Source organism: Faecalibacterium gallinarum (assembly GCF_022180365.1).
Lineage (GTDB): Bacteria > Bacillota > Clostridia > Oscillospirales > Ruminococcaceae > Faecalibacterium > Faecalibacterium gallinarum.
This window is the reverse complement of the sequence record NZ_BQKV01000036.1, coordinates 12592-39058: the sequence shown is the minus strand read 5'-3', so window position 1 is coordinate 39058 and position 26467 is coordinate 12592. Positions and strand designations below refer to the sequence as shown.

Genomic DNA, 26467 nt, shown 5'->3' with positions numbered 1-26467 from the left:
CGCTACCTTTATTTAGAGCTATTTTGCCCTCGCTGTCAAGAGAAAACGCATATTTTCCAACTAGGCTGCCAAAGCTCGGAATTGACAAAAAGAGGCCGGGCTACTATACTAAAACCAACAATTGACGTATAGGGGCATAGGCGCGGCGTATGCCCGATCTCGGCAAAAGGCGGACCACGGTCGCATCGAGCAGATGGACTGGCGAGGGTCAACGGGGCCTTTGAAGAGTAGGTTTCAAAGCCTGTGAGCAGGCTTTTTGTGATTTCTATACGGTGTATCCACCCGGAGACAGGCGCGGACAATGGCGTCCCCTGCCTCCCTGAACAGAGCGGGCCATGCCGGGAGGCGGGCCCCGCTTTGCGTATAATTTTTGGAGGTACAAATGGCACAAGCAAAAGAGAATAACGGCAACGGCACCCCCAGCGGGGCCAAATCCAGCGCATCCGGCGAGGGTCGGTCGGCCAAACCCCGCCGCCCCTATCATCCCCGGCGGTCCCGCCGGCCCCAGCAGCCCAAAGAGGCAGCCACCCCGCTGCACATCTATCCCCTGGGCGGCCTGGGCGAAGTGGGCAAGAACATGACCGTCTATGAGTGCTGCGGCGATATGATCATCGTGGACTGCGGCCTGGTCTTCCCGGACAGCGAAATGTATGGCATCGACCTGGTGATCCCGGATTTCACCTTCGTCGTTCAGAATAAAGACCGGATCAAGGGCCTGTTCATCACCCACGGCCACGAAGATCACATCGGCAGCATTCCCTATCTGCTCCAGAAGTTTGATGTGCCCATCTACGGCACCCGGCTGACCTGCGGCCTGATTAAGAACAAGCTGGAGGAGTTCAACCTGGCGGGCAAAACCAAGTTTGTGGAGATTACCCCCCGCCATAAGATCAAAGCGGGCTGTTTTACCGTTGAGCCCATCCACGTCAACCATTCCATCCCGGATTCGGTGGCCTTTGCCATCGACAGCCCGGCGGGCGTGGTGATCCAGACCGGCGACTTCAAGATCGACTACACCCCCCTGGGCTGTGGCCCCACCGACCTGTCCACCCTGGCCGAGTATGGCCAGAAAGGCGTTCTGGCTCTGCTGAGCGACTCCACCAACGCCGAGCGGCCGGGCTTCACCGCCACCGAGCAGAAGGTGGCCGCCGGTGTGCACAACCTGTTTACCCAGGCACGGAACAAGCGGATCATCATTGCGACCTTCGCCTCCAACATCTACCGGGTCCAGCAGATCATTGACCTGGCGGTGGAAGAGGGCCGGAAGGTGGCTTTCAGCGGCCGGAGCATGGTCAACAACACGGCCATGGCCCAGGAGCTGGGGTATATGCACATCCCCGAGGGGACCCTTATCAACATCGAGGACCTGAACAAATATCCCCCTGAGCAGGTGGTGCTGATCACCACCGGCAGCCAGGGCGAGCCCCTGAGCGCCCTGTCCCGGATGGCCTCTTGCAGCCACCGGCAGGTGCGGGTGGGCCCCGGGGACTTCATCATCATCTCGGCCAACCCCATCCCCGGCAACGAAAAGAGCGTCACCAAGATCGTCAACGGCCTGCTGCTGCTGGGCGCCCAGGTCATCTACGAGAGCATGTACGATGTCCACGTCTCGGGCCACGCCTGCCAGGAGGAGCAGAAACTCATGCTCAGCCTGACCAAGCCCAAGTACTTCCTGCCGGTTCACGGCGAGTATAAGCAGCTCAAGAAGCACGCCCTGACCGCGGCCAGCCTGGGCATCCCCCACAGCAATATCCTGATTGCAGAGAACGGCTCCAATGTCATTCTTTCGCAGGATGAGATCAAGCTGGGCGAGCCGGTGGCGGCCGGCGCCGTCATGGTGGACGGCCTGGGGGTCGGCGATGTGGGCAACGTGGTTCTGCGGGACCGCAAGCATCTGTCGGAGGACGGCCTGGTGATCATCGTGGCCACCGTGGACAACCGCACCGGCAAAGTGCTGGCCGGGCCGGACCTGGTCAGCCGGGGCTTTGTCTACGTCCGCGAGAACGAGAGCCTGATGGATGGGGCCCAGAGTGTGGTGGAGATGGCGCTGGACCGCTGCGTCGAGGAGCATGTCCGGGACTGGAACAGCGTCAAGACCCGGGTGCGGGAGGCGCTGAGCAGCTATATTTACCGCCGCACCAAGCGCAGCCCCATGATCCTTCCTATTTTAATGGAGGTCTGACGCGCTGCGCCCCCTCCCGGCGGGTAAGGCTCCGGCCCTGCCCGCCAAAACCCTTCCGGGGAGACAGAAATCATGAAACAGAAACCCAGATTTACTTTGGAACTTTTGACTGCGGCGTTCGGGCTGCTCTGGCTTGCCTTTGCGGTTCTGCTGGTGGTGACCCAACCGGCCCTCTGGCCGGTGGCGGTGGCGGCGCTGGTGCTCTGCACGGCTTTCGTCTTTTTGTTCCGCTACCAGCTGCGCACCCAGATCTCCCGCTGGATTATTGGCGGCGAGTTTGAAAATTCCAAAACCCAATATACCCTCAGTGTGTTGTCCCAGCCGGCGGCCCTGCTCTCGGCCGAGGACACCCTGCTGTGGTACAACGATGCTTTTCGGGAGCATCTGCTGAACGGGCAGGACGCTCTGGCCGCCCGGATCAGCAAGGTGCTGCCGGGGCTGGATCTGACCCTCTGCCAGGGTGAGGAGGGCCAGCTGCTCTCCTGTGCCGGCGGAATGTGGAAGATCCACAGCTCGGCCGCCTCCGGCACCGAGGATACGCTCACCATTCTGGTTCTCAGCGACGAGACCGCCCTGCGGAAGGTGGAGGCTGAATATAAGGCCAGCCGCCCGGGGTATATGATCTTCTCGGTGGATGGCTTCGACGATGTGTTCGGCGATATGCTGGACAGCGAGAGTGCCCGCCTGCTGGAGGGAATCAACCGTACCCTGGAGGGGATGATCGGCCGGGGCACCGGTTTTCTGCGCCGGGTGGCCAACGGCCGCTACATTGCGGTGGTGGAGGAACGCCACCTCCAGCAATACGCCCAGCGCAGCTACGACGTGCTGGATAAGATCCGGGCTCTGAACCCCAGCGTCAACCTCTCCATCTCCATCGGCATCGGCCGGGGGGCCTCCACCCTCCACGAGGCCCAGGATATGGCGGTCCAGGCCCTGGATATGGCCCAGGGCCGGGGCGGCGACCAGGCCGCCGAGATGACGCCGGACGGTTTCACCTTCTACGGCGGCGTAAGCCACGGCGTGGAAAAACGGAGCAAAGTCCGCAGCCGCATTGTGGCCGATGCCCTGGTGGGCCTGATCAAAGAGGCCGACCATGTGGTGATTATGGGCCACCGGATGAGCGATCTGGACGCCATCGGCGCCGCCGAGGGTGTTCTGCGGATCTGCAAAATCTGCGATGTGCCTGCGGTTATCGCAGTGCGGCAGGACGCCACCCTGGCGGCCAGCCTCATCGACGCGCTGATTGAGGCCGGGCAGGAAAAGGACTTTATCGATCCCAAGGGCGCGTTGAGCATCATCACCAAGAGCACTCTCTGTATCGTGGTGGATACATACCAGGTGAACCTGGTGGAGAGCAAGGAAATTCTGGAGCGGTGCGGCAAGGTGGCGGTCATCGACCATCACCGCAAGGGCGTGGGCTATATCAAAGATCCGGTACTGGTCTGTCACGAGCCCTACGCCTCTTCCACCAGCGAGCTGGTGACCGAGCTGCTGCAATATGTGGGCAGCCGGGAGGATAAGCCCAGCCGGGTGGAGGCCGAGGGCCTGCTCTCCGGCATTATGCTGGATACCCGGGACTTCACCCTCCACACCGGCGTGCGCACCTTCGAGGCGGCGGCGGCCCTGCGGCGCTACGGCGCGGAGACCGAGCGGGTCCGGGCCCTGTTCGATGTGAGCATGGTGGAATACAAGGCCAAGGCCGATCTGGTGGCCGCGGCCCAGATGTACAAGAGCTGTGCTGTCTCGGTCTGCGGCGAGCTGCCCCCCGAGGCCCGGGTGGCGGTGCCCCAGGCCGCCAACGACCTGCTCACCATTCAGGGAGTGCAGGCCAGCTTTGTGGCGGTCCAGTCGGGCAGCGGGGTGAATATCTCGGCCCGCAGTATGGGCCAGGTGAACGTCCAGGTGATTATGGAAGCTTTGGGCGGCGGCGGCCACCAGACCATGGCGGCGGCCCAGCTCAAGCACACCACCCCCGAGGAGGCCCGGGTCCGGCTCTATGCGGCCATCGACCTCTACCGGGCCGCCCAGAAGAAGGGCAGCTCCGTCCCCGGCACCAAGGCCTAAGGGCGGAAATACGCTATTGCCCAATTCATACGGATGCGGTATACTAAACAGAGATTATGCCGGGGCTGCCCAGACAGCACCCCGGACGGAAACGAGGGATAAAGCGATGAAGGTTATTTTGAAGCAGGATGTCAAGGGCATCGGCAAGAAGGATGAGATCCACGAGGTTTCGGACGGCTACGCCCGCAACTTTTTGTTCCCGCGCAAGCTGGCCGCTGTGGCGGACGCCAGCGCGCTGAACATCGCCCGCAGCAAGGAGGCTGCCGCCGACTTCCACGAGGCAGAGAATGTGGCTGCCGCCCAGGCGCTGGCTGCCAAGATCAACGATAAGACGGTCACCGTCAAGACCAAGGGCGGCGCATCCGGCCGTCTGTTCGGCAAAGTCACCGGCAAGGAAGTCGCCGCTGCACTCAGCGAGCTGACCGGCACCACCATCGACAAAAAGAAGGTGGAGCTGGAGACCCGGGACATCAAGGAAGCCGGCGTCTACAACGGCAAAGTCCGGCTGTACGTTGGCGTTGTGGCCAGCTTTAAGGTCAACGTGGAAGTGGAGCCCGCCTGATCCGGGCCCAAAAGAGTAATTTCGGCGCCCCCTCTCGCCAGGGGGCGTTTTTTGTCCGGGCCCTGATTTGGGGGCCAAGACAGCCGCCCCGGGCGGCGGAAGGAGGAACCCTATGCCGTCGGAACGCCGGTATTCCAATGAACTGAATCTCGAGAGCGTGGGCATCAGCCTGCCTTACAGCATGCAGGCGGAGCAGAGCGTCCTGGGCGCGGTGCTGCTCCAGCCCGAGACCCTCACCGAGCTGGTGGAGATCCTCCGGCCGGAGATGTTCTACACCCGGCAGAACGGGCGGATCTACACCGAGATGCTCCGGCTGTTCACCAGCGACCAGACCATCGACTTCGTCACCCTGCTGGATGCCGTCATCTCGGATGGCGCTTTCAGCAGCGCCGACGAGGCCAAGGTTTACCTGACCGGCCTGGCCGAGACGGTGCCCAGCATCTCCAACGTCAAAGCTTACGCCAAGATCGTCCAGGAGAAGTATCTGGTCCGCCAGCTGATGGGGGTGGCCAAGGATATCCTGGAAAACGCGGGCGATGAGCCGGACGCCGATCTCTTGCTGGAAAATGCCGAGCAGAAGATCTATGAGATTCGCTCCGGCCGGGATTCCAGCGCCCTGACCCCGCTGGCTTCCAGCATGGTGGAGACCTTGACCAACCTGCAAAAAATCAGCGGCCCGGATGCAGATAAATACAAAGGGATTCCCACCGGGTTCCGGCTGCTGGACACGGTCCTCACCGGCCTGGGCCGGGGCGATTTGATTATTCTGGCGGCCCGCCCCGGTATGGGCAAAACCAGTTTTGCCCTGAACATTGCCACTCGCGTGGCCATGCGGGAGAAGATCCCGGTGGCCATCTTCAGCCTGGAAATGACCAAGGAGCAGCTGACCAACCGTATTCTCTCGGCGGAGGCGGGCATCGACAGCCAGGCGTTCCGGACCGGCGCTCTCAAGGCAGGGGACTGGGAGTATCTGGCCCTGGCCACCGAAAAGCTCCACGATGCCCCCATCTACATGGACGACACCTCGGGCATCACCATCGCTGAGATGAAAGCCAAGATCCGCCGGGTCAATCAGGACCCCCGCCGGCCCAATATTGGGTTGATCGTCATCGACTATCTCCAGCTAATGACCTCCGGCCAGCGGAGCGAGAACCGGGTGCAGGAGATCAGCTCCATCACCCGAAACCTTAAGATCATGGCCAAAGAGATGAACGTCCCCATCATCGCCCTGAGCCAGCTCTCCCGTGCGGTGGAAAAACAGGGCAACAGCTCCGGCCACCGGCCCCAGCTGTCCGACCTGCGTGACTCCGGTTCCATCGAGCAGGACGCCGACTGCGTTCTGTTCCTCTACCGCGAGGCGTACTATTCCAGCCAGCAGCAGGACGGCGCCGAGGTGGACGCCGACACCGCCGAGTGCATTGTGGCCAAGAACCGCCACGGCGAGACCAGCACTGTCCCGCTGGGATGGGACGGCGCCCACACCCGCTTTATGGATGTGGACTTCAAGCGCGGATGAGGGGCGGGAGGATGGATTTTTCCCCCAGCCGGATCGAAGCCCAGGTCCTTGCATTTTGCAGGCAGGCCGGGCTTTTTCTGCACGGGGAAAAAAACGGCCCCCTGCGGGTGGCGGCGGCGGTCTCGGGCGGGGCCGACAGCATGGCTCTTCTGCGGCTGCTCTGGGCGCTGCGGGCGGATTTGGGGCTGGAACTGACCGCCTGCCATATCAACCACGGTCTGCGGGGCGCTGCCGCCGACCGGGACGAAGCTTTCGTCCGGGCGGTCTGCGCGGATCTCGGGGTGGAGCTGCGGGTTTTCCGGGCTGCCGAGCTGGGGCCCATCCCGCCCCACCCCGGGGAGGACTGGGCCCGGGCCCTGCGGTATCGCTGCTTTGAAACCCTCCACGCTGAGGGGATAGATTGGGTGACGACGGCCCATACTGTTACCGACCAGGCCGAGACCCTCTTGTTCCGGCTGGCCCGGGGGGCCGGGCTCCACGGGGCGGCGGGGATCCGCCCGGCCCGGGATTTCTACGCCCGGCCGCTCCTCTGCCTGACCCGGGCCCAGACCGAGGCCTATTGTCAGGCGGTGGGGCAAGGGTGGGTCACCGACGAGACCAATCTGACCGATGCCTACGCCCGCAATCGCCTGCGCCGCTACGCTTTGCCTGCCCTGCGGTCGGCAAACGGGGCGGCGGAGGAAAATCTGGCCCGCTTCTGTGAGAAGGCCGCCCGGGCCGACGCCTATTTCGCCCGGGAAGCCCGGCGGCTTTTGGCCGGGGCGTTGGCGCCGGGCGCTTTGCCGGGGGCGGAGGCTTACCGTCTGGAAGTTCTCCGGCAGGCGGACCCTCTGATACTAGAGGCGGCGATCCACCGACTGACGGCCTCGGTGCGGGACCCGGAAGAAAAATACATCCGTCTGCTCTGCGGCCTGGTGGAGCGGGGCAGCGGCGCGGTGCAGCTGCGGCCAGAGGTGCGGGCCCGGGCGGAGCGGGGGCTTTTCTGGCTGGAAAAGGCCCGCCCCCGGCGGGCAGAAATGCCGCCCGAACCGGGCTGGTGCGTCCCCTTTGACCCCGCCCGGCAGGCCGAATACCCTCTGCCGGGGGGATATCGGCTTCACACGCGGCTTTTCGAGCCGACTTTTCAAGAAAAAACACAGGTCGTTCATAAAAAAGACTTAAAAAATCAGGCAGATTATGCTAGAATAACCATGTTGCATCCTGCGCTTGTTGTGCGCAGCCGCCGGCCGGGCGACTTCTTCCGGCCGGCTGGGCGCGGCGTCCGCAAGAGCCTGCGCAAATGGATGAACGAAGCGGCGATCCCCTCCGAGGAGCGGGACCGGCTGCCCCTGCTGGCGGACGGCAGTGAGATCCTTTGGGTCTATGGCGCGGGCTTTGCGGATGGGCTGGCCCCCGATGAAACCGGCGGCACCATCCTGCTGCTGGAACCGGAAAAAAGAGAGGAAGTTTGAATCATGAGTATGCACGACGATATCAAGAACGTTCTGGTCACTGAGGAAGAGCTCAAGGCCAAGGTGGCCGATCTGGGCGCTCAGATCAGCCGCGACTATGCGGGCAAAAACCTGCTGCTGGTTTCCATCCTCAAGGGTGCGGTGGTCTTTATGGCGGATCTGATGCGGGCGGTGACCATTCCGTGCAGCATCGATTTCATGGTGGTGTCCAGCTACGGCGGCACCAACACCCAGACCACCGGTCTGGTCAAGATCGTCAAGGACCTGGATGCCGACCTCACCGGCAAGGACGTGCTGATTGTGGAGGATATTCTGGACACCGGCGTCACCCTCTCCAACCTGGTGCCCATGCTCAAGATGCGCAACCCCAGCTCGGTGAAGATCTGCGCCATCCTGGATAAACCCACCCGCCGCAAGGCCGACATCCAGCCCGATTACGAGGGCTTCCAGGTGCCGGACGAGTTTGTGGTGGGCTATGGCCTGGACTACAACGAGAAATACCGCAATCTGCCCTATGTGGGCGTGCTCAAGCCCCATGTCTACGAGCGGGCATGAGCCAACCGCACAGAGAGTTTGAACCATAGAATCGCTTCGTCAGAAGCAGAACGGGAGTTGATTGTTTTTGCAACCGAAAAGACCGCGTTTTAACCCGCTGGTGCTGGCCCTGGCGCTGGCCGCCGTGCTGATGATCTGGTCCATGCTGGGTACTTCCACCAGCTCAGCCAGCTCGTCCATGACCTATTCCACGGTGGTCAACTACTTCGAGCACCTGCAGGTGACCGAGTTTACGCTGGACCGGAATACCGGCGTAATCACCATGAAGATCAAAGAAGGCGACCTGCCCTTGCCCGGCGAGACCGACCAGTCCACCACCGAGAGCACCGGCGGGCTGCTCTCCGGCATGCTGGCCCCCAGCCAGACCGGCGACGTCGTCCAGGAAGAAGAGGACGGCACCGTCACGGTGCGCTACCAGCTGCCCTATGCCGCCATGTTCGTGGAGAACGTGACCGGCTACATCGAGGCGTACAACGAGGCCAACCCCGACGCCCCGATGGTCTATGACTATGTGGCCCTCAAAGAAACCATCCCCTGGATGGAGATCCTGTTCTACCTGGCCATGCTGGGCTGCACCGGCTTCATCCTGTTCTCCATGCTCCGGGGCGGCGGCGCAGGCGGCAACATTATGAATGTGGGCCGCGCCAAGGTCAAGGACGAGTCCGAGAACCAAAAGACCGCCACCTTTGCCGATGTCGCGGGCGAGGACGAGGAAAAAGAGGAACTGCAAGAGGTGGTGGAGTTCCTCAAGAGCCCCAACAAATTCAACTCCCTGGGCGCCCGGATTCCCCACGGCGTTCTGCTGGTGGGCCCTCCGGGCACCGGTAAAACCCTGCTGGCCCGCGCCTGCGCCGGCGAGGCAGGGGTGCCCTTCTACTCCATTTCGGGTTCCGATTTCGTGGAAATGTACGTCGGCGTGGGCGCTTCCCGTGTCCGCGACCTGTTCGACAAGGCCAAAAAGACCATGCCCTGCATCGTGTTCATCGATGAGATCGACGCGGTGGGCCGCCAGCGCGGCGCCGGTTTGGGCGGCGGCCACGACGAGCGCGAGCAGACTCTGAACCAGCTGCTGGTGGAGATGGACGGCTTCCAGGCCAACGACGGCGTTATCGTCATCGCGGCCACCAACCGGGCCGATATCCTGGATAAAGCTCTGCTCCGTCCCGGCCGTTTCGACCGTCAGGTCTATGTAGGTCTGCCCGATGTCAAGGGCCGCGAGGAGATCCTCAAGGTCCACACCCGGAATAAACCCCTGGCCCCGGACGTCTCCCTCAAGGTGATCGCCCAGCGGACCCCCGGTTTTGCCGGCGCCGACCTGGAGAACCTGGTCAACGAGGCAGCTCTGCTGGCTGCCCGGCGCAACCGCAAGGCCATCACCATGGAGGACATTGAGGAAGCTTCCATGAAGGTCATGGCCGGCCCCGAGAAGAAGAGCCGGATCGTCACCCCCGAAGAGAAAAAGCTCACCGCCTATCACGAGGCGGGCCACGCGGTGGCGGGCTTCTACTGCAAGCATCACCCCCGCGTCCATGAGATTACCATTATCCCCCGCGGCCAGGCCGGCGGATACACCATGTACCTGCCCGAAAAAGACCGCAGCTACGTCACCAAAGGCGAGATGTTTGAGGATATCGTCTCCAGTCTGGGCGGCCGCGTAGCCGAACAGCTGATCCTGGACGATATCTCCACCGGTGCTTCCAATGACCTGCAGCAGGCCACCAACATCGCCCGCCAGATGATCACAAAATACGGTTTCTCCGAGCGGCTGGGCCCTGTGGTCTACGGCACCGCCCAGGAGGAGACCTTCCTGGGTCGCGATCTGGGTATGGGCAAGGGCTACAGCGAGAGCACTGCCGCCGAGATTGACAGCGAGATGCGGGATATCATCGACGAGGCCTATGAGACCTGCCGCCGTACCCTGACCGAGCACATGGACCAGCTCCATGCGCTGGCCCATGCTCTGATGGAGCGTGAGAAGCTCAACGAGGCCGAGTTCAACGCCATCATGAAGGGCGAGACCCTCCCTGCCCGGGAGTCTGAGTCCCCCAAGGCCGAAACCCCTGCCCAGCCTGCGGCCGAGCCCGTGGTGGAGCCGGTGGAGATGGCCGAGCCTGCTGAGACGGCTGAGTTTGCGGAAAAGGCGGAACCCGCCCCGGCCCCCGCGCCGGAAGACGGGGAAAAGCCCGCCGGCGAATAAATCAACCAGCAAAGGAGTGAGTGTTGTGGAGGAAAGCTTTGATCCGATTGCCCAAACCCGCGCCAACTATTACACCCCGGGCAGTCCGGTTCAGTTTGTGCAGGTCGAGCTGCTCAAGGGCAGCATCAGCGGCGATCGCGCCGTCTGCCTGACCTTTAAAAATGTTTCTCAGGTGAACCTGACAGCACTGGATATCCTGTTCAAATGCAAGGGAACCGGCGGCGTCATCCTCTGCGAGGCGGATTTCCAGTATCGGGATCTGGACGTCAAACCCGGCGAACTGTTCGGGATGGACGATGCCGTCTTTGTCACCGATAAGGTCATCACCAGCGTGGATGTGATCTTGAAAAAGGTTTACCACGGCAAACAGGTGGTGCAGCTGGAGAAGACCAAGCGGGTCCGCCTGCCGGCGCCCCGCCGTCTGCCCGCAGAGCTGGAAGCTGCTCTGGAACAGCGGATGAGCCGCAAGGGGCTGAAATATGCTCCCCAGGTGCTGGACAATGGCTGGTACTGTGCCTGCGGCGCCTTCCACCCCAAGGAGGAAGACACCGTCTATTGCAGCGAGTGCGGCTGTGACCGCATCCTGCTTCAGAACGCCCTGAACGTTCTGATGCAGCCTGAGCAGCCGGAACCCCAGCCGGAGCCCGCCCCGGAGGCAACCCGGGTTGTCGGGGGTGCGGCGCCGACCGCTCCCGTTCAGGAAGCCCAACCGGATGGTACCCGGGCATTTGACCTGACTGGCCGCCAGAAGCCGGCTCAGGCCCAGCCGGCGGAGGAGCCCACCCGGATCATGGGATATACGGCTCCCGCTGCACCGGTGGAGGAACCCACCCGGATTATGGGCTACACGGCTCCTTCTGCACCGGTGGAGGAAGTCCGCCCGGATGGTACCCGAGCATTTGATCTGTCTGGTCAGCAGCGGGGCGCAGCGGCCCAGCCGGTGGAAGAAGAGGCGGGCAGCACCCGTGTGCTGGGCGGTTCTCGCTCTGTGGTAGAGGAAACATCCATCGATGATACCCAGGCTGCACCGCTTCACTGGCGGACCCATGCCGATGAGCCTTTTGAGCCCCGGAGCCGCCGGGCCGCAGAGCTGGTGGAAGAGGACGAATACGACGACGAACCGGAGGACGCAGTGGCCGAGGCCATCATCCGCTGGGTTCCGCCTCTCACAGCCCTGATCTGCGCGGGAATTGCGCTGAGCGGTTTTGTCTATTATCAATTTTTCCTGTAAGGCGTAGGCTGGCCCTTGTTTTGGGCTGCTGCCGAGGAATGCACCATGCGGGGGGAGCGGCTGCGCTTCCTCCGCATTGCTTATGCAGCCACAGGATAAAAATAAACGAGGAGGAAGGCCATGCCGGAAGAATATTTACAGGTGGCGTTTGAAATCAAGGCTACCTGCGACGAAATCAGCCGCCGTCTGCTGCGGTGGCATTGGGAGCAAAAACCAGGCAGCCATACGGTGGATTCGCTGCTCCAGCATCTGGCGGTCCGCCGGCAGGAGAGCCCGCTCTATTATGACCGCCTGCCCGATCTAGAGCGGAAAACCAGCTGGCAGCAGCTGGACACCACCCTCTGTATGCGGGTGCTGCTGGACCCCGAGAAGGATGCGGCCCATCCCCTGGATCTTTTGGGGAACACGGCCCATCCCAGCGCCGCCCGCCGGGCCTGTAACGCGGTGCGGACCGCCCGCAACGAAGCGGCTCATGCGGCCGACCGCACCGGAGGCGTTCAGGCGGCCATGCTGTTTGATGAGGCGGTGGAACGGCTGGAAGAAGGCTATGCAGGGGCGGCTTTCAGCGAAAAAGAACTGCAAAAGTATTATCGTCTGGCTGAGGAATATCTCAGCCGCTGCGGCGCCAGCCGGGGTTCAGGCTCCAAAGGCGGGCGCACCCAGTCCCCGCCAGAGGTCAACCTGTACGAGACAGGGGCTGCCCGCCAACAGGCTGCGGCTGCTCGAGCCGCAGAGGAAGCCTCCCCCCGCAGCAGTGGGGCATCCCGTACAGCCAAACGAGAACCGCGCCGGGAACCCGCACATTCTGCGAAATCTGTTCCCCGCAATGGAAAAGCCAAGACAACCTCCCCCCGGACAAACTCCAAAAAGAAATCTTCCGGTTCCGGGAACCAGGGGCGGCAATCTCACGCTCAGAGACAGAAAAAAGGGGTCAACAAAGCAGTTTTGTTGTTGATGCTGCTGGCCCTGGTGGTGGGGCTTCTGCTGCGGGCCCGGGCTATGGGGGGATTCTGATTCCTCCAAAAGTCGGATGTGTTTTCTTGGCGAAATGTAAAAAACAGGTGTGCGCACTTTGTGCAGGAAGCATAAAAACATGATGATTCGCAGCGCAAAAAACGGAAATAGTATGTCTTGTTGAAAATCCGTCCAACCCCTATAATAGAATCAAAAAGAACTTTCATACCAAACAAAATGCGGATATGTTTTGCTGCAAAAAAGCGGAAACAGGAGGGGGAAAACCATGGATTCAAAGTTGATTTTTCTGGACATTGATGGAACACTGCTGCCGCCGGGGGAGATGGAGCCGCCGGAGAGTGCCCTCAAAGCCATCCATAAGGCACAGGCTAAGGGACACAAGGTTTTTCTTTGTACTGGCCGCAACCGCCACATGGCCGAGCCTCTGTTTCAGTATGGCTTCGATGGGTACATTTGCAGCGCCGGAGGCTATGTAGTCTGTGGGGATGAATTGCTCTTTGACTGCCCCATGGAAAAATCCCAGGCTGAAGGCCTGCGCGCGGCGCTGGAGCAGTGCGGCGCAGACTACACGCTGGAAGTGCGGGATATCTCCTACGGCAATCCCAGCCGGGTTTTGGAGCGGGTGATTCGGCAGCAAAACCAGCAGGGAGCGATGAACAGCGAGGCCGAACGCTGGAGCAAGTTTTGGACGGATGGTACCATGGTGCGGCCTTTGAAGGAATATCATGGGGAACCCATCTATAAGATCTGCTATACAGCCGAGAGCGCGGCCCAGATCGCCCCAGTGCGCGCTCTGTATGAGGACCAGTTTATTTTCTGTGAACAGCAGATGCTCCGTTTCTCTGCTGAAATGGTCAACGGTGAGCTGATCAACCGCAAGTTCAACAAGGGCACCGGGATCCAGCGGATTTGCCGTCACCTGGGGGTCTCGCCCCAGGACGCCATTGGCTTTGGTGACAGCGAAAATGACCTGGAAATGACCGATGTAGTGGGGATCAGTGTCTGTATGGCCAATGGTTCGGACGCTCTCAAACGCCGCTGTACCCGGATCTGCGGCGCAGTCACCGAGGACGGTCTTGCCCGGGAGTTTGAGGCCCTGGGTCTGGTGTGATAGGAACAGGAAATCTTCTGAAAGAGAAATAAAAACCCGTGCATCTGCTTTTCTAGGGCAAATGCACGGGTTATATTTTTGCTGCGAAAAGAGCGGGGTTAGCGGGCTCGCAGCTGCCAGAAGGCAACTGCACTGGCGGCCGCCACATTCAGCGAATCCACCTGGTGAGACATGGGGATTTTCACGGTATAATCGCAGTCCGCGATGGTGTGGGGGGATAGGCCATCCCCTTCGGTGCCGAGGATGATGGCTAGCTTTTCTTCTGCCATCAGCTGAGGGTCGTCGATGGACACCGAGCGGTCACTCAGGGCCAGGGCGGCGGTTTTGAACCCCAAGGCGTTCAGCCAGGCCAGGCCGGGCTGGGGCCAGTCGGCGGCTTTTTGGCCGATGGTGGTCCAGGGAACCTGAAAGACCGTGCCCATGCTTACCCGGATAGCCCGGCGGCAGAGCGGGTCACAGCAAGAAGGGGTTACCAGCACGGCGTCCACATGAAGCGCGGCAGCCGAGCGGAAGATGGCGCCCACATTGGTGGAGTCCACAATGTTTTCCAGCACAGCGACCCGGCGGGCCCCGGCACAAAGGGACTCAAAGGAAGGCAGATGGGGGCGGCGCATGGCGCAGAGCACCCCACGGGTGAGCTGGAATCCGGTCAGCTCTTCCAGCAGGCTGCTCTCGCCGGTGTAGACGGAGATCTCCGGATCGCAGCGGGCGAGAAGTGCAGCTGCCTGATCAGTAATGTGGCGGCGTTCCATCAGGAAAGAAAGCGGCTGACAGCCCGCTTCCAGTGCCCGCTCAATCACCTTGGGGCTCTCAGCGATAAAAATTCCCTTTTCGGGTTCGAGACGGTTTCTCAGTTGGGCCTGCGTCAGCCGTGCATAAACATCCAGCTCCGGTAGGGATAGGCTGTCGATTTCAACAATGTGGGGCATATACTTCTCCTGTTGTTTGTTTCTGGTAAGGGTCTGTTTTTTGCAAGTATAGCACGAAACCTTTCCCGGCTCAAGACGACCGGCAGCCTGCTGCATCCCGCAAAAAAGCGGTGCCCCCTTGTGAAGGGATGCACCGCTGAGGATCGAACGGATTTCAAATAGGGGGTGGATGACTATACTTTTCCCGTGTGGCGGCCCCGCCCCGCAGATGTCGTTCGGCTTTGTTTTTGGCCAGGACTGCTTTAACCTCGGCATACAAGGCGGGGCTCAAAGATCGAAGCCGGGTGGATACATCCTTGTGTACCGTCGATTTACTATACCCAAACGCCGCTGCCGCCGCTCGCACCGTGGCCCCGTGCTCCGCAATGTACTCCCCCAGCAGGATGGCCCGCTGCTCCGGATCGCCTTTCATAAAGATTCCTCCCTACTCCCGTTTTTAAAAATTATGAGAGAGGGCGGGGGATTATGCGGGGGATAGCGCCAAGGGGGGAATACTCTCCGGTTTGTATTTAACTATATGTAAATACTCAATAGAAAGTGGAGCCTGACAGATGGAAAACTCCACTTTTCTTTTCTGCTTTTGTTTAAAGGCCTCGATGCTGCTGATTTATAGCCTCTTAAACGGTATTACGTCTATCATAGACAATGGTCGCACCCTTGGAATGAGCATAGTTATGAAAACGAATGTTGCATGGCTCGCACTAGCAGAAGATCTTGTGTACACTCCAGACTGGTCCAGGGAACCAAATCATCAGGTGAGATGCCGATTTCATCTACACCATGTCCTTCACAAGAAGCCATGGTGCGGCTCATCGGATAAGTAAAGGTGAATTCGTCGTATCGGACTTGTACAGGGGTTCGATAATCCAGTGTGCCCATAGTGGGACGTCCCAGAAGAAAGGCACGGCCTTCCTTGTGAGCAATTTGGACCAGAAGCTCTGCTTCTTTTTCACACCAGGTATCGGTCAGCAGGATGACTTCCTCCGGCCCGCGGCGGGGAATCATGGTCTGCGCTGGGGCACAAAGCTCCTCGGTTTCTTCCACCCAGCCCTGTCCGCTCATGGCGGTATAGTGGGCTATCAATTCCCGGGCCATCGCTTGCACTTCTGAATCGGCTGCGGTTAGATAGGGACGGAGGGTGTGGATCATCCGGCTGCAATTCATTTTGGTATAGTTGGTCCGGATTCGCCGGTCCCCAAATAGCTCTCCGATGGTGGCATCCCTATGGGCTAAATAAGGCAGCAGGGGCAGTAGCGCCTCCTCGCAGCCGCCGGGATTCCGGCGTAAATCCAGAATCAGACGGGGGCAGCCGTCCAGTAGCTGGCGGTTTTTGTCTATCAGCCGCTGGACAGCATCCGGGTCATCCAGACAGCCGGGATTCAGCAGAACGGTGCCTCCCGGAAGAAGCTGTACAAACCCCGCTGCGGGACGGTCCAGGGGATAGGCTGCCAGCTCCAATGTTTCCTCCTGGCCGTCTGAATGGCGTACGGTCAGATGCTTTGCCATCTTGAGATAGCCGTTCCACTGTTCCCGCTCGGGTTCATCTGATCCCAAGAGCGGATTGGGCAGATTTTTGACGATTCGTTCCGGAGCGGTCCGGTTGATGGCCAAAACTTGATCGCCGGGCTGGAGCCGCAGCTCTTGGGTGACGCCATCAACAAACATCCCTTCCAGGCTGCGGCGAACCGTAAAACCACGGCTGAAGGGATGATAACTCTCACTCTCGGCAAGGGCAAAGGATAGGTTTCGGTCCCGCATACCGGCACAGTACTGGTTGACTGCCTGAAGTACCAGCAGGGAGGACATCCGGCGATCGTAATAGGCCTGCCCCAGCATGGTGACAAAAGGGGAGGGATTATGCCGGGCCTGTTTTGCCGTCCATCCCGCATAGTCGTTTCGCATGGTCAGAAAAAGATCATTTAAAAGCTTGTTGCTTTCCATTTGTGCCTCCGTTGCTGCACTGGGCAGCCATTGAAATCATACCAAAGAAAGGGACATCCGCATGGGATGCCCCTCTTTTTATTTTATCCCTGTTATTGGGGAAAAATCAAGCTGTCTTATGCGTTGTCCACACAGAACTGACCAGCCAGACGGCCATGGGTAACAGCAAAACCGATGGAGTTGCCCGCGCAGGGGGTGGAGTAACCGGTGCCGTACCGGCCGCCCAGGCTGTTGCCGGCGGCGTACAGGCCCTTGATGGGATTATAGTCCACATCCAGAACGTTCAGATTCAGATCGGTCATCATGCCGTTCATGGTAACCATGCTGGGGCTGGCGCTCCGGTTGCCCAGAGTCTGTGCGCAGCCATAGAAGGGAGCCTCCCGGATGGGGATCAGGGCGCTGGGATCCTTGCCGAACTGAGGATCGTTGCCAGCGTCGCACATGGCATTGTATTCCTCGATGCTGGCCATGAAGGTGTCCATCTTGTCATCGGGCACACCCATTGCCTTGGCCAGCTCCTCCAGCGTATCACACTTGTAGATGTTGCTGAACATACGCTCTGCAACAAAGCAGCTGCGGATCTGCTGCGGCTCGCTGGAGCAGGGCAGAGCCTCCATATCATCCATCAGATCCTGATAGTACTGGGGACGGCCTGCATTGGGGCCGGAGTGTTCGATGCCGCAGGCGCAGACGCTCTTCATGAAATTCTTGTCGGTGACCAGCCAGCCGGTAGCGTTCTTCTGGCGGGCGGTTGCGGTGGAAGCACCGGTCACGTTGCCTTCGTTGCAAAAACGCTTGCAGTCGCTGTTGAGCCACAGCATACTGTTGGCGCCCCAGGGGGTGGAGTTGATGCCGCCGCCCAGAATCATGGTGCCGCGGGGAGCGGGTTCGATCATGCCGCCGGCCCAGCACATCATTTTGAGAGAAGAGCCGTCCCGGCCGCCCATAAAGGAGAAGAAATCTTTCTTCAGGCCGCCTTCGCGCTCGTTGCGCTCCATGTACTCGTTCATCAGAGCCCAGCACATCTCGGCATTGCCGGCGTAGTCGCCACCGCACATCACAACGCCCATGGTGGTGTTGTACTTGATGATCTTGCCGTCGGCATCCTTGGCGATGACGCCCACAACGTCGCCGTTTTCGTTCTGAACCAGAACCTGCGCGGCAGTGCCGTAATACAGCTCAGCGCCGTAGTCCTGCACAGCCTTGTCCAGCTGCGCCTGCTGGACGTACTTCAGCACGCTGTTGGCGGCTACGCCATCAACCGGCTCTGCACTGTAAGGGCCCATAAACTGGATGGTTGCGGGCCAGGTACGGGTGCCCGGCTTGCGGGGATAATTGGTCAAATCGAGGCAGTCGTAAATATTGTTGCCTGCGGCAATCTTGTCATAGTCGGCATTCAGGTGGATGATGGTCCAACCGTCCTCGGTGTTGTCGTAGGTGTAAACACGTTCATCTACGCCCATCTCCTTGCAGACTTCCAGCATATGGTCCAGAACCTCACCGCTGTGCTGAACATACAGGTTGACAATGCCGGGGTCGGCGCGTCCACCGCTGCGGGTAACAAACTCATCGCAGACCTGGCCCAGATCCCAGGCAGGGATGCCGACATCCTGCGCGAATTTGCTGTTCCATGCACCGATGTCCTCACCGTACCAGGCAAAGGTATCTTTGCTCTGCGATTCAATACCCACAACCTTGGCACCCTTTTCAGCAGCGCCCAGAACGGCAGCTACGCCGGCATGGCCCAGACCGACCACGCAGACATCACAATCCACTTCGCTGTCAATATTGTCGAAAACAGGTGCCTCGCCCAGCCAGTCGCCAGGGCCGGAGTAACCAAAAACACGGCCGTCAGCTTTTGCGGCAGCGCGGGCAGCACCGCGGGGGTCATCCCCATAGGTGGTAGCATCGTCAGTCTCGCTGGTCAGACCCATGGCCTGCTCGATGCAGCTTGCGGCAGCTTCCTTAACCGCATTGGAGGTGACGGTTGCACCGGACACACCGTCGATTTCAGCGTTCTGTGCTTCCATCAGCATAGTCTGAAAATCTTCTGCCGAGTTGACGGCGAGGTCCAATGTTTCGTTTGCGGTATCCACTTTGACTTCGGTGATGGCGGTCTCGCTGAAGGTCATGGTAACGGTTACATCATTCATGCCTTTAGCAGTAGCAGTATAGGTGCCCGGGGTGTAAACTGCGGCGGCAGAGGATGCGGCAGTCGAAGTGGCTGTATTGGAGCATGCTGCCAGCGCACCGGCAGCAGCGGCACCCAGAGCGCCGGTAGTTGCGGCACGCAGGAAGCTGCGGCGAGAAATATGGTTCATGTTTGTTCCTCCATCTTTCTTCTGGTTCTGTGTGGGCTTAGCCCAAGTTTGTTTTAATTATAACGATAAAACCTTAACAAATGAGGGACGGGGTTCTTAACAATTCTTAATTTTTTGCATAGCCGTGTTCCTCAGGTTGCGGTATACTGTAAAATAAAAAGGGATTAATCAAGAGAAGGAGAAACTACGGATGGCGCAATATAAAATTTTAGTAGTGGATGACAATGCGGATATCCGGGAGGTGCTACAGATTCTGCTTGTGAGCGAGGGGTATCAGGTAGTTCTGGCACAGAGCGGAGAAGAAGCTCTGGAACGGATGGACGATGCCGTGGATCTGGTGATCCTGGATATCATGATGCCGGGCATGTCCGGTATCCGGGTTTGCGAAAAAATTCGGCAGACCAGCAATGTGCCGATTCTCTTTTTGACTGCAAAAAGTCAGGATGGAGATATCTCACTGGGGCTGCGGGTGGGGGCGGATGATTATCTGGTCAAGCCTTTTTCCCATGCAGAACTGACGGCCCGGGTCCAGAGCCTGCTGCGCCGATACCGGATCTATCAGGGAAAACAGGATCCCGAGGACGACTGGCTGACCCAGGGGCCGTTCCGAATCAATCGTCAGTTCAACGAGGTGGAAAAATACGGCAAACCAGTAGATCTGACCGAGCTGGAATACCGGGTGCTGCTCCTTCTGGCCAGCCATCCGGGACGGATTTTCTCCGCCCAGAATTTATATGAGAGTATCTGGAATGAACCATATCTCTATACCTCCAACGGGACGGTGATGGTACATATCCGCAAACTGCGCGTAAAGCTGGAGGATGACCCCCAAAATCCAAAACATATTGTTACCGTGTGGGGAAAGGGATACCGTTTTGTTTGATTTTCAATTAATAAAAAAGGCGCGCAGCGGCCTGCGGCAGGAGCTGTTGCTTGTAGTTTGCCTTTCCACAATTTTTTCGGTGGGACTTTATATGCTGCTGCAGCCCCTGAGTAAAGCGGTTTTACAATATTACTATACTCAGTCCGATTATTTGGAAAGCAGCAGCGATCGTGTTGCCCAGATGATTCAGCAGCAGCTGGAAAGGATGCCCATTGCCAGCAGCGAGGTGGAGCGGTTGTCTGAGTGGTATGTGGGTGGAGAACAGAGGGGCGGCTGTATTCTCCGTGTGGAAAAAGACGGTGTAATTCTCTACGATTCTTCGCTCACAAACATTGACTATCGAAGGATTAACAGTCAGGCTAGCCGCACGTTGAGCGAAGAAACCTATCTCCATACCTATCCGCTGTATTTTTTGGATGGAGAGGTGACCCTCTATCTTTATGGATACTTTGATTTTTTTATCGATGAGCTTGTCAGAACGGTCGAATTCTGGTTTTGTTGTCTGCTGGGAATTTCTGCGGTGCTCTATGCAGTCTGGAAAAAAATCAGTTATGTGGAAAAGCTGGAACAGAGTATCCGCGTTTTGGAAGGGGGAGATCTGGACTACCTGGTGCCGGTACAGGGAGAAGATGAGCTGGCCGGGTTGGCCCAGAGTCTGAACGATATGCGGAAATCGTTTCAGCAGCGGATGGAGGAGGTACGCCAGGCGGAACGACAGCGGAGCGAGCTGGTTACGGCCCTTTCCCACGATTTGCGCACTCCCCTGACCACCCAGCTGGGGTATCTGGAAATTTTGCAGGAGGGACATTACCAGACGCAAAAACAACATGATGAATACCTAAAAAAATGTATTTGCGGCTGTCAAACGTTAATTGATTTGAGCAATCAACTGTTCCGAACGGCTTGTGGAGAGGAACAACGGCAGCCTGCACTGGAGCCGCTGATGGGAGCAGAAGTCTTTGTACAAATTTTTATGGAAAAGTTCTTTCTTCTGGAGGAATTCGGTTGGCAGCTTCGGCTTGAAGAGTGTCCGGAAAAGGCTTTTTGTGTTCGTGTGAATACTGAGCTGTTGTGTAGAATCGCGGACAATTTGCTTTCAAATTTAAAAAAATATGCGTCTTCTAAAGAACCAATCCGTATTTCCTTATGTAAACAGGAGAAGCGATTCCGAATCGAGATCTGCAACCAGGTGGACGCAAATTATAAGGAAAATGACTCCCATGGGGTGGGGTTGAAAAATGTCCAGCAAATGATGCGGCAAATGGAGGGAATTTGTTTTTGGGAATATCATGACGATCACTTTTTACTATGGCTAGAATTTCCCTGCCAAAATATAGAGAGTTGCGAAAAATGAAATAAAGGTCTGATGATGTAAAAAAATAAATTGGACTATTTCGTTTTGAGCAACCAGATCTCATGATAAGGAAAAAGAAGTACTCCCCTTGTAACTGTTTTTCAGGGCAGCTACAGGGGGAGTATCTTTATGTTGAGCTGATTTTGTCTACCGAATCCGCCATACTATTTTATTACTGTACGCGAATGACGCTGCCGCCGCTCGCACCGTGGCCCCGTGCTCCGCAATGTACTCCCCCAGCAGGATGGCCCGCTGCTCCGGATCGCCTTTCATAAAGATTCCTCCCTACTCCCGTTTTTAAAAATTATGAGAGAGGGCGGGGGATTATGCGGGCGGGAACCTGGCTACATAATTACAGTGCGGGCGTTTGCGGCCAAAAGCTTTTGAAACTGCTGGATAAAATGCTGCAAATTCGGTTGTTCCTTGAGATAATAAAGCCGGATTTCCAACGGCGGGTACCCGAAAGGAATAGAGATATCGTGATCTACCGGGCAGGGATAGAGGATAATTGCATTTCTTTGCAAGCTGAAAATCAGGGAGTTGCGGTCTTCTTTGTCCAGAATATGCAGCCTCGCCCCGAACCGGGATTCGAGAGATTCATACAGATCGTGGTCCAAAACAGCAGAAATAAAGATATCATACAGGCCCAGATCTTGAAAGGTTATCATCTTGCGTTTGGACAAGGGATGATTCTGCTGAACGATGGCATGAATCTGGGAGGTGCCCAACAGGATGTTCGGCACATGGGGAAAATCTCCTTTTTGTGGGTTAATGTAAAAGAAACCGTCGATGGCACGATCTTTCAAGGAGGAGAGCAGCTCTGTCTTTTTCATTCGGTCGAAGAGCAGAAATTCGCCGGGGTATGCTTCGGTATAATAGGTGGCAAGACTCGAAGCAAAGGCGTAGTGGAGCCGTACGCTGTGCCCGATGTGCAGCTTTTGGAGCTGTTCTTTTTTGGCTTGTCTTGCAGCTTCCACCGAGTCGTAGATCAGATTCAGGATCTTTCTTGCGCGGGGCTGAAAAATTTCGCCTGCGGGTGTCAACGTACAGCCAGAAGCTGTCCGCAAAAAAAGCGGCGTGCCGATTTCATTCTCCAGAGAATCAATCTGCTTTTTGATGGCTGCCGGCGTGATAAAAAGCTTTTCAGCAGCCTTGGTAAAACTTTTTTCCTTGCAGACGTATAAAAAAGTTTCCAATTTTGCACTGTCCAAAGTGAGTTCCCCCTAAAAATGCAGGTCGTTTATCTAAAAGGATTATACCGAAGTATTTACTTTTTGTAAACTATATCATAATTAAATACAAATTCACAATTCCACAGTTCCTGTTATACTGAAATCAGAAACCACCAACCCGGTAAATCTGGGGCAGGGGAGGAACCTTCTGTCTGGAGAAAGGGAAGCGGCATGAAAATCATAGAACTGATCGAAAGGATGAAACAGGATGCGGCAAGCGTCTGGACCGGCCGCACAATCGAAGAGGAGACAACCCGAGACCAAATCCTTTATGGAGATCCTCACCAGGAATGTACCGGCGTTGTCACCACTTGTTATGCGTCGGTGGATGTCATCCGAAAAGCTGGGGAGGCTGGCGCAAACCTGATTGTAGTGCACGAGGCGCTGTTCTGGAATCATGGAGACCGGACGGACTGGCTGGCCGGAAATACTGCATTTCAACAGAAGGCAGCGCTTCTCAACCGTTATAACATCTGTGTGTGGCGGAACCACGATCATATTCATGCGGGGCTGCCGATGGAGGGACAGTACCGGGACGGGATTTTCGGCGGGCTGAGCCGGCTGCTGGGCTGGGATGCCTATCGGGTTTATCCTGATAATCCAGTGCCGCAGGAGTTTCTTCTGCCGGAGATGAGTGTGGCCGAGATGGCGGCGCATCTGAATCGGAAATTCCGTCTGAACGGAATTCGTTTTATTGGCAATCAAGGCTGCCGGATTAAGAGGGTCTATATCCCGATGCACATTATGGGACACCCTTCCGACAACCAGATCATTCAGAAAATGAACGATCTGGACATCCACTGTTTGCTTACACTGGAAATGGTGGATTTTACCGTCTGCGAGTACGTCCGTGATGCCGCCATGACGGGTGAAAACCGCTGTATCTTTGCTCTGGGACATTTTAACCTGGAAGAAATCGGTATGGAATATTATGCGGAGTATCTGCGAGAGAAATTTGGATGGACGATCCCTGTGACGTTTATCCAGTCGGGGGATGCATATTCGTATTTCCCGGCATAAATCAGTTGGAGTTCTGCGTCAGTGCGCGCCTGCCGCAGAAACAAAATATTGGATGTATGTTTTAAAAATAAGGAGAATCAGTATGGCTCAGTTCGAGAATACCAAAATGGCCTCCGAAATAATCGAGGCCGTAGGCGGCAAAGGAAATGTTGCAGCCGTAACCCACTGCATGACGCGCCTGCGCTTCAACTTGAAAGACGAAGCCAAATCCAGTGATGATGCCATTAACAAGGTAGCAGGCGTAATCAAAGTGATTCACGCAGGAAACCAGGTCCAGGTGGTCATCGGCCAGGGAGTTGACCGAGTATATGACGAAGTCTGCAACCAACTGGGCGGCCTGGCCCAGGCGGAAGAAGAGGGAACGGCCGGCAATGGCAAAAAGAAAAAGCTGACGCCCAAGGTGATTCTGAATAATATTCTGGGCGCACTGAGCGGCAGCATTACACCCATCCTTCCTGTTTTTATTGTGGCCGGCATTTTCAAGATGATCGCGGTGCTGCTGGGCCCGTCGAATGCCGGACTTCTGAGCGAAGAGAGCCAACTGTACCAGCTGTGCAACCTGGTGAACGACGGCTGCTTCTACTTTATGCCCTTCTTTGCCGCATACAGTGCTGCCCAAAAATTCAAAGCCAGCCCGATCCTGTCCATGATTCTGGCCGCAGTGATGCTTCACCCCAATATGCTTGCCATAGTGAGCGCGGGTGAGCCGTTCGGCATCTATGGTCTGTTCCCCATGCACCTGGTCAATTATACCCAGGCGGTGATTCCCATCGTTCTGATCGTGTGGGTGCTGTCCTATGTGGAAAAATGGGTTAAGAAGATTGTCCCCGATTTCATCCGTGTGCTGGGTGTCCCCACATTGACTGTGGCGATCATGCTGCCGCTGGCGCTCTGCGTATTTGGCCCCATCTGTTATGTAGTCATGGGCTGGGTGGCGGATCTGATCGTCTGGCTCAATAATACGGTCGGCATTCTGGCAATGGTGGTTGTTGGAGCAACTTGGCCCCTGGTGATTGCTTTTGGAATGCATGTGCCGGTAATGACCGCGCTGCTGCCGGCCTGGCTCACCATTGGCTACGATTCCATCGTCAGCCCGGCGGCGATTGCTTCCAGTCTGGCAAATCTGGGCGTAGAGCTGTCCTATGCGCTGCGAGCAAACAGCAAAGAGGCAAGAGCGCTTGGCTGGAGCTGCCTGACGTCCAACGCACTTGCCAATATAGGTGAACCTTACCTGTACGGTATCTTCCTCCGGGACAAGCGAGCCCTGGTTTACCAAATGATTGGCGGCGCGTCCGGTGCGCTCGTTATGGGCATCCTTGGGGCAAAAATCTATATCTTCTCGGGCGTTGGTTTCCCCTGGCTGAACTTCCTGCGCTTTGGCGAGGATGCCATCCTGGGCGCGGTCGGTATGGCGGTTGCATTTGCCGTGCCGCTTGGTCTGGGTTTGGTCTTTGGTTATGAGAAGAGCAAGGAATAACAAATTTGGAAGGACAGGAGGGGAAAATGCCACTTTCGCAGGATTTTTTATGGGGCGGAGCCTTGGCGGCCAACCAGTGTGAGGGCGGCTGGAACGAAGGCGGCCGCGGTCTATCGAATGCAGATGTCCTGCCTTACGGCAAAGATCGCTTGCCGGTGGTCAAGGGGGATGTCCCGATGCTGAAACCGGACAGTAGCCATCGGTATCCGGCCCAGACCGGCGTGGATTTCTATCATCGGTATCAAGAGGATATCCGGCTTTTCGGTGAGATGGGCTTCAAGACCCTGCGGCTTTCCATTGCGTGGAGCCGGATCTATCCGAACGGCGACGATGCCCGGCCCAACGAAGAGGGGCTGCGCTTTTACGAGAATGTTTTTGCCGAGTGCCATCGATATGGCATCGAGCCCCTGGTGACCATCACACACTATGATATCCCCATGCACCTGGTCACCGAATATGGGGGCTGGCGCAGCCGGAAACTGATCGAGCTTTATAAACGGTTTGTTTCGACCCTGTTTCACCGGTATAAAAATATGGTCAAATATTGGCTGACCTTCAACGAAATCAATATTATGACCTCTGCCTGCTTTATGGCGGCGGGCCTGATCTTTCAAGAGGGGGAAGACCGTTATCCAATCGTCTACGACGCGGTACATCACGTATTGGTGGCCAGCGCCTGGGCCACCAAACTTTGTCACGAGATCATCCCCGACAGTCGGGTGGGCTGCATGCTGAATGCTGGCATCTTTTACCCGGCAACCTGCAATCCTCTGGATGTTTTGGCCGCACAAGGGGAAAACCGCAAACACTATATGTTCAGCGATGTCCAGGTGCGGGGCAGTTATCCGGCCTATGTCCTCAAAGAGTTTGAGAGGCGGGGGTATAACCCCCCGTTTGCTGAAGATGACCGGCAGATCCTCCAGGAAAACACCGTGGATTTTGTTTCCTTCTCTTATTACTCGACCCGAGTGGTCGAGGCGAATTCGGACGGGAAATACGATTCCAACCTGCTCAAGTCGGCGGATAACCCCTATCTGGAGCGGGAGCCCTGGGGACGTTTCCTGGACCCGGTGGGGCTGCGGATCACCATGAACGAAATCTACGACCGTTACCAAAAGCCGCTGTTCATTGTGGAAAATGGTCTGGGCGCGCCGGATACACCGGACGAAACCGGCTATGTGGAAGATGATTACCGAATCAATTATCTGCGGGACCACATCCGGGAGATGAAAAAGGCGGTGGAACTGGACGGCGTGCCCCTGATGGGGTATACCTGTTGGGGTCCCATTGACCTGGTATCGGTGGCCACAGGCGAAATGCGCAAACGGTATGGGTTTATCTATGTGGACTGGGACGACGAAGGAAAGGGCAGCATGAAGCGCAGCCGCAAAAAGTCGTTTGGCTGGTACAAAAAGGTGATCGAATCCAATGGGGAAGATTTGGACTGAAATTCGGTTTGAGAGGAC

20 protein-coding genes are annotated in these 26467 nt (G+C 57.6%); 15 read left to right on the top strand and 5 right to left on the bottom strand.

The window, feature by feature from the left end:
• Nucleotides 1-382: 382 nt before the first annotated feature.
• The 10 genes from JCM17207_RS06120 to JCM17207_RS06075 all read left to right on the top strand — a co-directional run bounded on the left by JCM17207_RS06120 (nt 383) and on the right by JCM17207_RS06075 (nt 13844).
• Complete coding sequence (locus tag JCM17207_RS06120) at nt 383-2182, top strand: ribonuclease J (protein WP_238316738.1); 1800 nt, start codon at nt 383-385, stop codon at nt 2180-2182.
• Nucleotides 2183-2254: 72 nt separating this feature from the next.
• On the top strand, nt 2255-4246 hold the full coding sequence (locus JCM17207_RS06115) for a DHH family phosphoesterase (RefSeq protein ID WP_238316737.1): 1992 nt from the start codon (nt 2255-2257) through the stop codon (nt 4244-4246).
• Between the two features lie 106 nt (nt 4247-4352).
• A complete protein-coding gene (gene rplI / locus JCM17207_RS06110) occupies nt 4353-4808 on the top strand; it encodes a 50S ribosomal protein L9 (protein ID WP_238316736.1) in 456 nt (151 codons plus the stop codon).
• Between the two features lie 112 nt (nt 4809-4920).
• Entirely contained in the window at nt 4921-6324 is a 1404-nt protein-coding gene (gene dnaB / locus JCM17207_RS06105; RefSeq protein ID WP_238316735.1) for a replicative DNA helicase, read from the top strand.
• 11 nt (nt 6325-6335) lie between these two features.
• The gene (tilS, locus tag JCM17207_RS06100) at nt 6336-7775 is read left to right on the top strand and encodes a tRNA lysidine(34) synthetase TilS (protein WP_238316734.1); all 1440 of its coding nucleotides are present in this window, start codon (nt 6336-6338) and stop codon (nt 7773-7775) included.
• Between the two features lie 3 nt (nt 7776-7778).
• Nucleotides 7779-8330: a hypoxanthine phosphoribosyltransferase gene (gene hpt / locus JCM17207_RS06095; protein ID WP_238316733.1), complete on the top strand. Its 552-nt coding sequence runs from the start codon at nt 7779-7781 to the stop codon at nt 8328-8330.
• 130 nt (nt 8331-8460) lie between these two features.
• Entirely contained in the window at nt 8461-10527 is a 2067-nt protein-coding gene (gene ftsH, locus JCM17207_RS06090) for an ATP-dependent zinc metalloprotease FtsH (RefSeq protein WP_238316757.1), read from the top strand.
• 25 nt (nt 10528-10552) lie between these two features.
• The gene (locus tag JCM17207_RS06085) at nt 10553-11758 is read left to right on the top strand and encodes a hypothetical protein (RefSeq protein WP_238316732.1); all 1206 of its coding nucleotides are present in this window, start codon (nt 10553-10555) and stop codon (nt 11756-11758) included.
• A gap of 120 nt (nt 11759-11878) precedes the next feature.
• Nucleotides 11879-12772: a hypothetical protein gene (locus JCM17207_RS06080; RefSeq protein WP_238316731.1), complete on the top strand. Its 894-nt coding sequence runs from the start codon at nt 11879-11881 to the stop codon at nt 12770-12772.
• Nucleotides 12773-12998: 226 nt separating this feature from the next.
• Nucleotides 12999-13844, top strand: coding sequence for an HAD family hydrolase (locus JCM17207_RS06075; RefSeq protein WP_238316730.1), 846 nt, complete (start codon nt 12999-13001; stop codon nt 13842-13844).
• Nucleotides 13845-13942: 98 nt separating this feature from the next.
• On the opposite strand, the gene JCM17207_RS06070 is transcribed toward JCM17207_RS06075, so the two are convergent.
• The 4 genes from JCM17207_RS06070 to JCM17207_RS06055 form a co-directional block, all read right to left on the bottom strand.
• Entirely contained in the window at nt 13943-14773 is an 831-nt protein-coding gene (locus JCM17207_RS06070; RefSeq protein ID WP_238316729.1) for a TrmH family RNA methyltransferase, read from the bottom strand.
• A 154-nt stretch (nt 14774-14927) separates the two neighbouring features.
• Nucleotides 14928-15185 carry a sporulation transcriptional regulator SpoIIID gene (locus JCM17207_RS06065; protein WP_238316728.1) on the bottom strand — a complete coding sequence of 86 codons (258 nt, stop codon included), beginning with the start codon at nt 15183-15185 and terminating at the stop codon, nt 14928-14930.
• Between the two features lie 260 nt (nt 15186-15445).
• Nucleotides 15446-16714, bottom strand: a complete 1269-nt coding sequence (locus tag JCM17207_RS06060) for a S41 family peptidase (RefSeq protein ID WP_238316727.1) — start codon at nt 16712-16714, stop codon at nt 15446-15448.
• A gap of 116 nt (nt 16715-16830) precedes the next feature.
• A complete protein-coding gene (locus tag JCM17207_RS06055; protein ID WP_238316726.1) occupies nt 16831-19035 on the bottom strand; it encodes an FAD-binding protein in 2205 nt (734 codons plus the stop codon).
• Nucleotides 19036-19225: 190 nt separating this feature from the next.
• Here JCM17207_RS06055 and JCM17207_RS06050 point away from each other — a divergent pair, with 190 nt between their 5' ends.
• Together JCM17207_RS06050 and JCM17207_RS06045 are read left to right on the top strand one after the other, a co-directional pair.
• On the top strand, nt 19226-19918 hold the full coding sequence (locus tag JCM17207_RS06050; RefSeq protein WP_238316725.1) for a response regulator transcription factor: 693 nt from the start codon (nt 19226-19228) through the stop codon (nt 19916-19918).
• Complete coding sequence (locus JCM17207_RS06045) at nt 19911-21272, top strand: HAMP domain-containing sensor histidine kinase (RefSeq protein ID WP_238316724.1); 1362 nt, start codon at nt 19911-19913, stop codon at nt 21270-21272. The genes JCM17207_RS06050 and JCM17207_RS06045 overlap by 8 nt, the downstream gene beginning before the upstream one ends.
• A 344-nt stretch (nt 21273-21616) precedes the next feature.
• Here the strand turns inward: JCM17207_RS06045 and JCM17207_RS06035 are convergent, their stop codons facing one another.
• Complete coding sequence (locus JCM17207_RS06035; RefSeq protein WP_238316723.1) at nt 21617-22483, bottom strand: LysR family transcriptional regulator; 867 nt, start codon at nt 22481-22483, stop codon at nt 21617-21619.
• Nucleotides 22484-22675: 192 nt separating this feature from the next.
• Between JCM17207_RS06035 and JCM17207_RS06030 the strand changes: the two genes are divergently transcribed.
• The 3 genes from JCM17207_RS06030 (at nt 22676) to JCM17207_RS06020 (ending at nt 26449) form a co-directional block, all read left to right on the top strand.
• Entirely contained in the window at nt 22676-23524 is an 849-nt protein-coding gene (locus JCM17207_RS06030; protein WP_238316722.1) for a Nif3-like dinuclear metal center hexameric protein, read from the top strand.
• Nucleotides 23525-23606: 82 nt separating this feature from the next.
• Nucleotides 23607-25001, top strand: coding sequence for a PTS transporter subunit EIIC (locus tag JCM17207_RS06025; RefSeq protein WP_238316721.1), 1395 nt, complete (start codon nt 23607-23609; stop codon nt 24999-25001).
• A gap of 26 nt (nt 25002-25027) precedes the next feature.
• Nucleotides 25028-26449, top strand: a complete 1422-nt coding sequence (locus JCM17207_RS06020; protein WP_238316720.1) for a 6-phospho-beta-glucosidase — start codon at nt 25028-25030, stop codon at nt 26447-26449.
• The last annotated feature ends 18 nt before the right edge of the window (nt 26450-26467 follow it).